At 66.9% G+C, this 11,868-nt stretch carries 16 protein-coding genes; 7 read left to right on the top strand and 9 right to left on the bottom strand.

All coding sequences use genetic code 11. The annotated features are described in order from the left end of the window. Nucleotides 1–5: 5 nt before the first annotated feature. From ASE00_RS12735 to pgsA, 5 genes are read right to left on the bottom strand one after another with little or no spacing between them, the layout of a single operon-like run. Nucleotides 6–692 (bottom strand): anti-sigma factor domain-containing protein, encoded by a 687-nt coding sequence (locus ASE00_RS12735; RefSeq protein ID WP_056380760.1) that lies wholly within the window; start codon nt 690–692, stop codon nt 6–8. Then, nucleotides 685–1,218, bottom strand: a complete 534-nt coding sequence (locus ASE00_RS12730; RefSeq protein WP_056381649.1) for a sigma-70 family RNA polymerase sigma factor — start codon at nt 1,216–1,218, stop codon at nt 685–687. Before ASE00_RS12730 ends, ASE00_RS12735 begins: the two co-directional genes overlap by 8 nt. Then, entirely contained in the window at nt 1,215–1,673 is a 459-nt protein-coding gene (locus ASE00_RS12725) for a molybdenum cofactor biosynthesis protein MoaE (RefSeq protein WP_056380758.1), read from the bottom strand. Before ASE00_RS12725 ends, ASE00_RS12730 begins: the two co-directional genes overlap by 4 nt. Continuing rightward, nucleotides 1,670–1,927 carry a molybdopterin converting factor subunit 1 gene (moaD, locus tag ASE00_RS12720; RefSeq protein ID WP_056380756.1) on the bottom strand — a complete coding sequence of 86 codons (258 nt, stop codon included), beginning with the start codon at nt 1,925–1,927 and terminating at the stop codon, nt 1,670–1,672. Before moaD ends, ASE00_RS12725 begins: the two co-directional genes overlap by 4 nt. 10 nt (nt 1,928–1,937) lie before the next feature. Continuing rightward, on the bottom strand, nt 1,938–2,495 hold the full coding sequence (gene pgsA / locus ASE00_RS12715) for a CDP-diacylglycerol--glycerol-3-phosphate 3-phosphatidyltransferase (protein WP_056380754.1): 558 nt from the start codon (nt 2,493–2,495) through the stop codon (nt 1,938–1,940). A gap of 252 nt (nt 2,496–2,747) precedes the next feature. On the opposite strand from pgsA, the gene epsC reads away from it, so the two are divergent. Together epsC and ASE00_RS12705 are read left to right on the top strand one after the other, a co-directional pair. Beyond that, entirely contained in the window at nt 2,748–3,476 is a 729-nt protein-coding gene (gene epsC, locus ASE00_RS12710; RefSeq protein ID WP_056380752.1) for a serine O-acetyltransferase EpsC, read from the top strand. Next, nucleotides 3,476–3,811, top strand: coding sequence for a DUF2794 domain-containing protein (locus ASE00_RS12705; protein WP_056380750.1), 336 nt, complete (start codon nt 3,476–3,478; stop codon nt 3,809–3,811). Before epsC ends, ASE00_RS12705 begins: the two co-directional genes overlap by 1 nt. A gap of 20 nt (nt 3,812–3,831) precedes the next feature. Here ASE00_RS12705 and ASE00_RS12700 read toward each other — a convergent pair whose 3' ends face one another. The 4 genes from ASE00_RS12700 to ASE00_RS12685 form a co-directional block, all read right to left on the bottom strand. Further along, nucleotides 3,832–4,905, bottom strand: coding sequence for a hypothetical protein (locus ASE00_RS12700; RefSeq protein WP_056380747.1), 1,074 nt, complete (start codon nt 4,903–4,905; stop codon nt 3,832–3,834). A gap of 72 nt (nt 4,906–4,977) precedes the next feature. Then, nucleotides 4,978–5,676 (bottom strand): phosphate regulon transcriptional regulator PhoB, encoded by a 699-nt coding sequence (gene phoB / locus ASE00_RS12695; RefSeq protein WP_056380746.1) that lies wholly within the window; start codon nt 5,674–5,676, stop codon nt 4,978–4,980. Then, nucleotides 5,676–6,377: a phosphate signaling complex protein PhoU gene (gene phoU / locus ASE00_RS12690; RefSeq protein WP_056380743.1), complete on the bottom strand. Its 702-nt coding sequence runs from the start codon at nt 6,375–6,377 to the stop codon at nt 5,676–5,678. Before phoU ends, phoB begins: the two co-directional genes overlap by 1 nt. Before the next feature lie 69 nt (nt 6,378–6,446). Beyond that, on the bottom strand, nt 6,447–7,688 hold the full coding sequence (locus ASE00_RS12685; RefSeq protein WP_056380741.1) for an ATP-binding protein: 1,242 nt from the start codon (nt 7,686–7,688) through the stop codon (nt 6,447–6,449). A 144-nt stretch (nt 7,689–7,832) separates the two neighbouring features. On the opposite strand from ASE00_RS12685, the gene ASE00_RS12680 reads away from it, so the two are divergent. The 5 genes from ASE00_RS12680 to ASE00_RS12660 all read left to right on the top strand — a co-directional run bounded on the left by ASE00_RS12680 (nt 7,833) and on the right by ASE00_RS12660 (nt 11,785). Next, complete coding sequence (locus tag ASE00_RS12680; protein ID WP_235538655.1) at nt 7,833–8,267, top strand: hypothetical protein; 435 nt, start codon at nt 7,833–7,835, stop codon at nt 8,265–8,267. 83 nt (nt 8,268–8,350) lie between these two features. Continuing rightward, nucleotides 8,351–8,581 (top strand): HPr-rel-A system PqqD family peptide chaperone, encoded by a 231-nt coding sequence (locus ASE00_RS12675; protein ID WP_235538654.1) that lies wholly within the window; start codon nt 8,351–8,353, stop codon nt 8,579–8,581. Next, nucleotides 8,581–9,447, top strand: a complete 867-nt coding sequence (locus ASE00_RS12670) for an HprK-related kinase A (protein ID WP_156405408.1) — start codon at nt 8,581–8,583, stop codon at nt 9,445–9,447. The genes ASE00_RS12675 and ASE00_RS12670 overlap by 1 nt, the downstream gene beginning before the upstream one ends. Then, nucleotides 9,444–10,457: a nucleotidyltransferase family protein gene (locus tag ASE00_RS12665; RefSeq protein WP_056380733.1), complete on the top strand. Its 1,014-nt coding sequence runs from the start codon at nt 9,444–9,446 to the stop codon at nt 10,455–10,457. The genes ASE00_RS12670 and ASE00_RS12665 overlap by 4 nt, the downstream gene beginning before the upstream one ends. Further along, nucleotides 10,454–11,785 carry an anthranilate synthase component I family protein gene (locus tag ASE00_RS12660; RefSeq protein ID WP_056381646.1) on the top strand — a complete coding sequence of 444 codons (1,332 nt, stop codon included), beginning with the start codon at nt 10,454–10,456 and terminating at the stop codon, nt 11,783–11,785. Before ASE00_RS12665 ends, ASE00_RS12660 begins: the two co-directional genes overlap by 4 nt. The last annotated feature ends 83 nt before the right edge of the window (nt 11,786–11,868 follow it).

Genomic DNA, 11,868 nt, shown 5'->3' with positions numbered 1-11,868 from the left:
CGGGTCTAACTCGTCGGCAGGGTGATCATCTGCCCCGAATAGACCACCGGCCCGGTCGGCAGCCCGGTCGGCGATCCGCCTTTGGGTTCGACCGATACCGCGATCGTCATTTGTTGCTTGATGTCGAGCGCCATCCGGTCGAGCGCGGTCGCGCCGTCCTCGCGCATCAGTCCGATCGATTTCGGAGCGGCTTTGCCGGCGATCACCCACAATTCCATGCTGTGGCCGGGGCGTGGCGCGACGTTCACCGGGGTCACCTTCATCGTCTTGGTCGCCTGGTCATAAGTGACGAGCAGCGCCGGCGCGCCGCCGCTTTCGCTCAAGGCAGCAACCGACTGGAACAGCGGCTGTTGCGTCACGATCGGCTGCGGTGCCGGTTTCGGCAACGGCCGCAGCGCGAGTCCCGACGTGACCAGTGCGACCAGCGCCGCGGCGGCGGTCGCGATCTGCCAGCGGCGGATACGATTGTCGTTGGCGGGGGCGCTGCGTGCCTCGATCTTCGGCCAGAGCCCGGTGGGTGGGGTGACTTCGGGGACGGCCAGCAGCAACGGCGACAGCCGCTCCTGCCACATCGCCACCGCGGCGACCGCCACCGGATCGGTGAGCAGCCGCCGCTGAAAGGCGCGGCGCTCGGCATCGTCGAGCGTGCCGAGCACATATTCGCCGGCGAGCATGTCGATGTCGTCAGCCATCGAGACAGCCCTTCAACCGGGCGAGGCCGCGGTGCAGCCAGCTCTTGATCGTGCCGGTCGGATGGCCGAGCCGCTCGGCGAGTTCCTCGCGGCTCTCTCCGTTGAGATAGGCGGCGAGGATCAGCGCGCGCTGATCGGGGTCGAGCCGGTCGAGGCAGGCGCGCAGCGCCGCCATCTCTTCGGCCGATGCGCCCGCGGCGGGATCGCTCATCGCATCGAAATCGAAGTCGTCGTCGCGCTGGCGGCCGCCCGGATGTTCGCGGCGGCGCAGGTCGATCGCGACGTTGCGGGCGATCGTCGCGGCCCAGGTGATCGGGCTCCCGCGCCGGGGGTCATAGCCCGCCGCGTTCCGCCAGATCTTCGCATAAGCATCCTGCATCGCGTCTTCCGCCAACGACCTTTCGGGCAAGATACGCAGGACGACACCGAAAAGTTTTGCGGAGGTCCGCTGGTAGAAGCGCGCGAAGGCGGCGCGGTCGCCGTGGGCCACTGCCAGCAGCAGTTCGGGAAGCTCCTCGGCGCTCACGCCTTCGTGCTCCAGCGCGCGGCGGCTTCGTCGTCGGCGGCGCGCGCCTCCACCCATCGGCTCGAACCGTCGGCGAAATGCTCCTTCTTCCAGAAGGGCGCACGGGTCTTGAGCCAGTCGATTAGAAAGGCGGTCGCCTCCAGCGCGGCGGCGCGGTGCGGCGACGCGGCGGCGACCAGCACGATCCGGTCGCCGGGGGCGAGCCGGCCATAGCGATGGATCGCTGTCATCCCGAGCAGCGGCCAGCGTGCGGCTGCCTCCTCGGCGATGCGGGTCATCATCGCCAGGGTGATGCCGGGATGATGTTCGAGTTCGAGCGCAGTCAGCCCGCCGCCGCCACGCACAACCCCGGTGAAGCTGGCGACCCCGCCGCCGCCCAGCGCCTCAAGCCGGGCGAGTTCGGCGCCGATGTCGATATCGGCGGCGTCCACGGTGACGCGGATATCGGCGATCATCCGCCGGTCACCGGCGGAAACAGGGCAATCTCACGCGCGCCGGCGATCGGCGTGCCGGGATCGGCAAAGTCGCTGCCGATCGCGGCGCGGATGCGGGCCCGGTCCGCAAAAGCCTCGGCATGGCCGCCGCCGCGCGCCGCGAGCCAACCGACCAGGTCGGCGATGGTGACGACATCAGCGGGCGGGGAGACAGTCTCGGCGCTCAGCCCGATTGCCTCGCGTATCCCGGCGAAATAGAGGATCTCGATCGGCATCGCCCGCTGCTCAGTCCATGTGCCGGATGCCGACGCGGAGATAGTCCCATCCGGTGATCAGCGTCAGTACAGCCGCCGCCCACAGGCTGAACAGGCCGACCTGCTCGATCCATCCCCAGTCGGGCAGGGCGTTGCCAAGGATGATCGCGCCCAACGATATGATCTGGAAGGTCGTCTTCCACTTGGCGAGCTGGCTGACCGGCAGCGACACCTGAATCCCTGCCAGGAATTCGCGCAGGCCCGACACCGCGATCTCGCGCAGCAGGATGATCAGCGCGGCGATCGTCGCATAGCCCGCGACATCGCCGGTGAAGACCAGCATCAGGATCACCGCAGCGATCATGATCTTGTCGGCGATCGGATCGAGGAAGACGCCGAGCTTCGACACCGTTCCCTGTGCGCGAGCCAGATAGCCGTCGAAATAATCGGTAATCGCCATGAGGGCGTAGAGCCCCCACGCCATCGCATAATCAAATCGGCTTGGCTCGGGCGCCGGCCAGAGCAGGAAGACCAGGATCGGCACCGCGAGGATGCGCGAGAGGGTGAGGATGTTCGGCAGCGTCAGCATCTGGGCAAGCTCTAGCGCGGGAATCGCACGTCGATAAGCCCCCGTGTCCGTCGGCGCCCGGCCTAGAGGCCTTTGGCCGCTGAAACATCCGCGCCTGCCGGTTCGACCGCGCCGTCGGCACGCGGAGAACGAAGAGATTTTCCTTATGTAACAAGCACAGCTTATGACGTACCGCTCAGGAACATCTTTGCAGGAACGGCTCCCGCGACTATATTGGGCTTTCCCGCTGGAGTGGGCCCAGAAGGAAGACCGATGTTCGACGGACTGATCTCCTATCTCGACTCGATCAAGGCGCGCGATCCCGCGCCGCGGTCGCGCTGGGAAATATTGCTCTATCCGGGTGTGCTCGCGCTGGGGCTTCACCGCATTGCGCATTGGCTCTTCCAGGCCGAACTCTATTTCCTCGCGCGCTTCGTCAATCACTTCTCGCGGATGATCACCGCGATCGACATCCACCCCGGTGCGCAGATCGGCCGCAACTTCTTCATCGACCATGGCTTCGTCGTGATCGGCGAGACCGCGGTGATCGGCGACGACGTGACCATCTATCAGGGCGCGACCCTGGGCGGCACCAATCCGACCAACGGCCAGGCGGGTAAACGCCATCCGACGATCGGCGACGGCGCGATCATCAGCCTGGGCGCGGCGATCCTCGGCCCGATCACCATCGGCCCGCGCGCCCGGGTCGGCGCGAATGCGGTCGTGACCCGCGACGTCGTCGAAGGCCAGGTCGTGGTCGGCATCCCCGCCAAGCCGATGCTGGTCGACGCCAAGGAATATCAGAAGGGATTCGTGCCGTATGGCACGCCGTGCAGCGAGCGCTTCGACCCCCAGACCCAGCAGCTTGAAATATTGCGCTGCGAGCTGGAGACGCTGCGCGGCCGGATCGGCATGCTGATCGACGAGCGCGACGCGGCGCTGCGCAAGATCCCCGCCATCGCCGAGGCGAAGAAGATCGCAGAGGACCGCGAATCCGCCTGATGGGCACGATCGCGCAATTTCCCGGCAAGCCGTTGCAGATCGGCTTCGAACGTCTTGAACTCACCCGCATTCTCGACCTGTACGGCCGGATGGTCGCGGCGGGGCTGTGGCGCGACTATGCGATCGATTTCGATCGTGATGCGGCTTGTTTCGCAGCCTTTCGTCGCGCCGCCGAGCGCCCCGAATATCGCATCGAGAAACGTCCCGCGCTACGCAACCGGCAGGGCATGTGGGCGCTGATCGGTGAAGGCGGCTCGGTGCTCAAGCGCGGCGCGGAACTGGGGCCGGTGCTGGCCCCCGTCGAACGCCGGCTGATGAAGCTGGTGGGGGAGTAACTTCTCGATACCGCTGGCGGTCAGGCCAGCGCTACCCGATCGACGACCGGCAAGCGCGCGGCCACATCGCCGGGCAGATAGCCGACCACGAAACGCCGTGCCGCGGTCCAGAAAGCCGAGAGCAGCAGCAGGGCCGATCCGATGATCAGCGCGGTCAGGCCGAAGGACAGGTCCACCGCACCACTCGATTCGATCAGGCTCGACAACGCGTAGAGCACATAGACGAGCGCCGAAACCATCAGCGCGCGGCGGTCGATCGCCAGCGCGACGATGCCCAGCGCCACATAGAGCAGGATGACGATCGTCGCCTGGGCGGGCGCCGCAGTTCCCTGAAGCATGCCCATCATCGCGAAGATCGGGTGGACGAGCATCGGCGCGGCGAGCAGATGCAGCCAGAAGGCAACGTCCGACCGGCGCGTGGTGCGCGTCCGATCGCCCATATCCCACCACATCGCCAGCGCGAAGACCCCGATCCCCGCCACTAGCAGTAACGGCAGGAGATGCTTGCTGAGCGACGGCGCCGCCGCGACGAGCAGCGATAGCGACAGCCCCGCCACGGTTGCGGCGCCCGCCGCCACGGTGATCGGCACCCGGAAACGCCGCCAGTGCAGCCACACCCCGCCCGCGGTCAGCGCCGCGGCGATCGCCAGCGTGACGGCAACGACCCGGCCGTCGCCGAATTCTGTGTCGGTCGCATCGAGCATCCAGGCGAACAGCGCGCCGAAGCCGCCGAACAGGCCGCCGGCAAAGGCCAGCAACAGCAGGATGCTCGGCAGTGCCATGCGCCGCGTGCGGGTGAAATATTCGGCGAGGCCCCAGGCTGTGCCCGCAATCGCGAAACCGATCAGCGGCGACGGCCCATGTTCTGGCGCGAACAGCCGGACGCTGTTGCCCAGCCAGCCCATAGCTACGAGCATCAGCACCGCGGCGATCGAGACGAATATGTCGTTGAAGCCGGTCAGCAGCCGGAAACTTTCCTCGTCGACGGCGGGCGCGGTCCGCACTGCGGCGACATGCGCCCGGAAGGACGCCGCCGCTTCGGGGCTCAGCGCTCCGGCCTCGACCGCGCCGTCGATGTCGCTTTCACTATACATGGGCCTCTCCGTTCATATGCGGAAGTACCATAGCTGTATTATATTTGCAATACACCTGCTCAGCGATATTTGCTAAAGCGCGCCTTCGCTGTCGAGAGCATAGCCCGCCGAGCGGACGGTGCGGATCACGTCGGGGGCATCGGCGATGTTGATCGCCTTGCGCAGCCTGCGGATATGGACGTCCACGGTGCGCGGCTCGATATCGCTGTCGCGGCCCCAGACCGAATCGAGCAGCCGTTCGCGCGAGAAGACGCGGCCGGGATGCTCGAGGAAATGCTTGAGCAAGCGGAACTCGGTCGGCCCGAGCATCACGGGACTGCCCCCGCGCCGCACGCGATGGCTGGCGGTGTCCATCTCGATATCGGCATAGGCGAGCCGTTCGCCGGCGAGCCCGGGGCGAACCCGGCGGAGTACCGCGCCGACGCGTGCGAGCAACTCGCGCGGGCTGAACGGCTTGGTGACATAATCGTCGGCGCCGGTTTCCAGGCCGCGCACGCGATCCTCTTCCTCGCCGCGTGCGGTGAGCATGATGATCGGCACGTTGGCGGTGTCGGGCAGGCGGCGCAGGCGACGGCACACTTCGATCCCCGAAACGCCTTCGATCATCCAGTCGAGCAGGACGAGGTCGGGCGGCGTCTCGCGGGCAAGGAGGATCGCCTCTTCGCCGTCGCCGGTGCGCTCGACTTCGAAATCCTCGCGCTCGAGATGCCAGCTGACCAGTTCGGCCAGCGCGGCGTCATCCTCGACCAGGAGGACCCTGGCACGCGCCATCAGGCGTCACCGCTCGTCAGGGGATCCTCCCCCTTGGCGCGCTCGGCCATCTGGCGGCCGGTGGCGGCAAAATAGACCATCTCGGCGACGTTGGTCGCGTGGTCGCCGATCCGTTCGATATTCTTCGCGATGAACAGCAGGTGCGTCGACGCGGTGATGTTCTGCGGGTTTTCCATCATGTGGGTCAGCAGCGTGCGAAACAGGCTGTTGTAGAAATCGTCGACCGCCTTGTCGCGGGCCGAGACCGCGACCGCCGCCTCGGCGTCGCGCAGCACGAAGGCGTCGAGCACGTTGCGGACCATCTCGGTCGCGACCTTGCCCATCGCGGGGAGCACCGACATGGCTTCCATGCCGCGCACGTCCTGGACCAGCGCGGTGCGCTTGGCGATATTCTTGGCATAGTCGCCCATCCGCTCGACCACGCCCGCGATTTTCAGCGCGGCGAGGACCTCGCGGAGATCGTCGGCCATCGGCGCGCGCAGCGCGATCAGGCGGACGACCTGGCGCTCGATCTCGGCCTCGAGCTCGTCGATCTTGCGGTCGCCTTCGACGATCGTCGCCGCCGATTCGATATCGCGATTGACCAGCGCCTCGATCGCGCCGGTAATCGCCGCTTCGGCCCTGCCGCCCATTTCGGAGATCAGTGCGCGAAGCTGGCCCAGATCCTCGTCGAACGCCTTAACCGTATGTCCCGTTGCCATGGTCTCGCTTTCCTTCGGGCCAGATGCCGGCGCCGATGCTGACGCCGCCTATGTGAGCCGGATGTTGCACTATGATGACAATAGATCCGCTTCCGCTGCGGGAAATGTGACAGTCACCGCAGTCCCTTCGCCGACCCGCGAGGCGATATCCAGCAGCGCGCGGTGCCTTTCGGCGATATGTTTGACGATCGCAAGGCCGAGGCCGGTGCCCCCGACCGAACGGCTGCGGCCCGGATCGACGCGGTAGAAGCGCTCGGTCAGGCGTGGAAGATGTTCGGGCGCAACGCCCTCGCCCTGATCGACGACGCGCAGCACAACCTTGCCATCGATCGGCTTCAGCACGACGCGGATCGGCGTGTCGGGCCGTCCATATTTGACCGCGTTTCCGATCAGGTTGTGGAGCAACTGGCCGATCTGGACGCGATCGGCGCGGATTTGCGGCACCGGGGCTGCTTCCACCTGGATGCGACCGCCATCCTTGTCCATGCCCGAGCGGATCACGCCGACGACTTCCTCGACAACCGGGCCCAGCGCCAGCTGCGCCTGGGGCACGGCGAAGCGATCCGCCTCGATCCGCGACAGCGAGATGAGGTCGTCGACCAGCTGCTGCATCCGCTTGGCCTCACCCATCATGATGCCGAGGAAGCGGGCGCGGATGGCGGGATCGTCGCCCGCGCCGCCATCGCTCAGCGTCTCGATAAAGCCCAGGATGGTGGCGAGGGGGGTGCGCAGCTCATGGCTGGCATTGGCGACGAAATCGACCCGCATCCGTTCGGCGACCCAGCTGTCGGTGCGGTCGCGCAGCGTGACCAGACGGGCTCCGCCCTCGATTCGCCGCACGCTCATCGCCCAGCGGCGGTCGGGCTCGCCAAGACCCGCTATCTCCACCGGCGTGGCCGTCTCCTCGTCCGAAGCGATCAGGTCGGCGGCGACCGGATGGCGCAGCGCCAGCCTGAAATCCCCTTCGATCTTCTCTGCGCCGAACAGCTTGCGTGCCGCTGCATTGGCATGGGTGATGCGTTGGCGATCGATGATCAGCACCGCGTCGTCGACCGCGTCGATCACCTCCGCCGTGCGATCGGGCGCGTCGTCGGCCGGGGCGGGGACCGCAACCGCCGCAGGCTCGTCAGAACCGGCGATCAGCCCGATCATAACGGCGGCGACGACCCCGGCGGCCACCGCCGCAGACATCGGCGACCCCACGGCCCACGACGCGCCGGCTACGAGCACGAAACCGAGCAGCGTACGCGCTATCGAGCGGCCGGTCATCGCGGCATCCTGGCCTGGAAGTGGCAGAGGATCATGCTTCATCCGTCTCCCTTATAATCATATTGTGAAATCTTTCGGACATAAAAGCCCGGCGCTCGTTTCGGTCAGTTACCTATTCTGGCCCTCGCCTCGACCGCCGAATGGCGATAGGATAACGATGGCCCATGGGCGTGTTGGGGGATGGTTATGCGTAATGAGGACGAAAAACCCGAGGGCGGCTCTGCAGTGCAGTCAGGTACGTCTCATGACCGGCGCGGCATGTTGCGTATCAGCGCATTGGGTGCTGCGGCCGTCGTCACGATTCGCCCGGGCATCGCGCAGGCAGCCGTCGCTTCGGTTATGACGTGCAACATCAGCATTCCGTTGGCCGCCGATGCCGGCAAATGGATCAAGAAGGACGGCTCTGTCGTCAAGGCCAATACCGCCAACAGCTGGGCCCCCCCCAGTCAGCCGCTCGCCGGCGAAGACGTAAAGAACGCGATCAAATATGGCACCAGAATCCCGGGCACCTCGTCCTCTGACCAGACGACGGCCTATCTGAACTATATCAACAAGAAGATCGTATCCGGAAAACCTGGCTTCACCTGTTATGCTTCATTGCAGAGTCCCAACCGTTTCTAGGACCCGCTCCAGCGTCAGACGATGATCGAACGGTGACCAGGCCAACCTATCGAACCGACTTTCCCAATCATTGTCGGACGCACATGCTCGACGGGCTGACGCTCGTATTTCACCGCCCCTCCAGCACCACGCATTTTCTTGCCAGCCCGATGCCCGAAATGCTCGAACTGCTGGCGGAAACCCCGATGAGCGCGCCGCTGCTGTGCCGGACATTGTGCGAGCGGTTCGATCTGCCGCATGACGACGAGGCGCTTGTCGTGGTCGAGGCGCGACTGGGTGAACTGATCGCCAGCGGGCTCGCGCAGGCAGGGTGATGCACGGCTTCTCGGTCAGGATCGGCGCGATCTCCTATCGGGTCGGATCGGCATGGCGGGGCCCGATCGCGGCACTGCGCCGTCTCTATAGCGGCTATCCGGGGCCCGAGGAGAGCATCGCCACGGTGACGGCGCGGATCGGCCCGGCGCGGCCATGGCGGCGCTGGATAAGGCCGCAGGTTGAGCTTGGCGGCGATCACACATTGCCCGACACCGTGCCGATGGCGCTGCGCCATGGCCTGCTCGCGCTCGAAATGGCGATGAACATGCAGGTCGCGCTGGGCGAGCGTCGTCATCTGCTGATCCATGCTTCGGCGGTCGAGCGTGGCGGCCGGGCAGTGATCATGCCGGGCGACAGCGGGTCGGGAAAATCGACGCTTGCGGCGCTGCTCGGTGAGAATGGCTGGCGGCTGCTGGCCGACGAGCTGGTGATGATCGACATGGCGAGCGGCATGATCCTGCCCTTCCCCCGCGCGATCAGCCTGAAGAACAGCGCGATTGCGGAGATGGAGCGGTGGATTCCCGATTCCGCCCGCTTCGGCCCCCGGCTGAACGACACCCCCAAGGGCGCGCTGTGCCATCTCCGCCCGAACGAATGCGCGATCGCCCGGATGGACGAGCCCGCGCGGCCTGCGCTGATCCTGTTTCCCTCCTTCGGCTTCGAGCCTGTCACCGAAGGGGTCAACAAATCCGAGCTATTCGCGCGCTTGACCGAAGGCTCGACCAACTATGCGATGCTGGGACAGACCGGGTTCGGGGCGATGCTGCGCCTTGTCGAACATATCCCCGCCGCGCGTTTCGCCTATCCTGACAGCCGGAGCGGGATGGCGATCGTCGAGCAGTTCTGCGCGGAAGTCGGGATATGAAGGATGCAGGCGCCCTGGCGGTCGCGCTTGCCGATCCCGTGTCGGTGCTGACCTTTGGACCAGGCGACTGGGCCAGCCTGCTGTCTATCGCCCGCGCCGAGCGGCTTGATGGCAGCCTGGCCTATCGTCTCGCCGACTTGCCGCTGCCCGACCCGGTGGCGCGCGCGTTGGAGGACGCCCGCGCGCAGGCGGCCTTCGATCGCACGCAGGCGCTGTGGGAAGTCGAGATGGCGCGTCGCGCGCTCGCGCCGGCCGGCATCGAGCCGATCCTGCTGAAGGGCAGCGCCTTCGCCTTCGCCGGCTTGCCCGCGGGGGTCGGGCGGCTGATCGGCGATCTCGACATATTGGTGCCGCGCGACCGGTTGGACGACGTCGAGGGCGCGCTGCTGGACAGCGGCTTCGAATGGGTCAAGACGGGCGACTATGACCAGGCCTATTACCGCCGCTGGATGCACGAACTGCCGCCGCTGGTGCACAAGGATCGTGGCAGCATGATCGATGTCCACCACACGATCCTGCCGCTGACCGCGCGGCGCAGGCCCGACGCCGCGGCGTTGATCGCCGACAGCGTCGAAATCGCGCCGGGCCTGCGCATATTGAGCCCTGCCGATATGATCGTCCATGCGGTGACCCATCTGCTCGCCGACGGCGACATGGCGGGGGGCCTGCGCAACCTGTGGGATATCGACCGGCTGCTGCGGCTGTTCTCTGCCTCGCCCGACTTCTGGACGAAGCTTCGCGACCGCGCCGACCTTCACGACATGCGCGCGCCGGTCGGGCTCGCGCTGCGGCTCGCCGACCGGATCTTCGCGACCCCGGTCGAGCCGCGGCTGGCGGGCTATGACCATATGCGCGACGCGCTGTTCATCCGCCGGCTGCTCGCACGCGACGGCTGGGGACGGCCGATCCGGCCGATCAACCGCCTCGGCTTCTATGTCCGCTCGCATGCGATGCGGATGCCGCCGCTGATGCTCGCGCGTCACCTGTGGACCAAGGCGCACGCGAAATGAGCGGCGACGCGCTGCTGATTCGGGATCTGCCCTGGGTCGACACCGCCGAACTGTTCGCGCGGCTGTCCGACGAGCCCGGCATTGCCTTCCTCGACAGCGCCGCGCCGGGCGATCCTCGCTCGACCGCATCCTATATCGCGGTCGATCCGGCTGCCGAGGTGCGGCTCGCGGCCGGAACGATGGACGACGCGCTCGCCATAATGCGCGAGCTGCACCGTCCCGGCACGGCATCGGGGCCGCTGCCCTTCACCGGGGGGCTGATCGGGCTGCTGTCCTATGATCTCGGCCCCAGCGCGCTGGGCGTGGAGAGCCGGCATCCTGCCGACCCCGAACTGCCCGCGCTGATCGTCCGCCGCTATGACCTCGTCCTGGGCTTCGATCATGCCGCCCGCCGCGCCTGGGGTTTCGCCCGCCCCCGCGACGGGCTAAGCGCCGAGGCGCGGCTGGACCGGTTGCTGTCGCGGGCCACGCCGCCGCTGCGTGGCCAACCCGCGCTGCACTGGACCGAAGAGACCAGCCCCGACCGGCACGACCGGATGATCGCCGCGGTGCTCGGCTATCTGCGCGCGGGGGACATTTATCAGGCGAACATCAGCACCCGTTTCGTCGCGCCGCGGCCCCCCGACTTTTCGCCCCCAGCGGCTTATCTGGCGCTGCGCGACCGGACGCCGGCCCCCTTCGCCGCCTATCTCGACCTGGGACAGGGCAGCGCGTTGCTGAGCGCCTCGCCCGAACGCTTCGTGCAATGCGATGCCGACGGAGTGGTCGAAACCCGGCCGATCAAGGGAACCGCGCCCCGCGCCGCGGATCCCGGCGAGGACCGCCGCAATGGCGAGCGGCTCGCGGCTTCGGCCAAGGATCGCGCCGAAAATCTGATGATCTGCGATCTGCTCCGCAACGATCTGTCGATCGTCGCCGAGGAGGGCAGCGTCACGGTGTCGCAGGTCGCGGGACTGGAGGGCTTCGCGTCGGTCTGGCATCTCGTCTCGGCGGTGCACGCGCGGCTGCGCCCGGGGCGCGACGCGATAGACTTGTTGGCCGCGACCTTCCCCGGCGGATCGATCACCGGCGCGCCTAAGCGCCGCGCGGTCGAGATCATCGACGAGATCGAGGAGTCGGGGCGGGGCCCGTTTTTCGGCATCGTGTTCGCGTTGGGCAGCGACGGGACGATGGACAGCATGATCGTGATCCGCTCGATCGCTGTCACCCCCAGCCGGCTGATCGCCCGCGCGGGCGGGGGGATCGTCGCCGACAGCGACCCGGCGGCGGAATATGCCGAGCTGCGCGCAAAGATCGACCCGGTGTTGGGCAAGACGAAAGCCCGATAGCGGCGGCGCGTACAGACTGAATCCACCTGTTGTAACGAGCGTACCGATCTGTTACATAAGACGAGTCGTCAAGGATTGGACTG

This window comes from Sphingomonas sp. Root710, from assembly GCF_001429065.1.
Classification (GTDB): domain Bacteria; phylum Pseudomonadota; class Alphaproteobacteria; order Sphingomonadales; family Sphingomonadaceae; genus Rhizorhabdus.
Note: the sequence above shows the minus strand (reverse complement) of the source record. Positions and strands in the feature narration are given on the sequence as shown.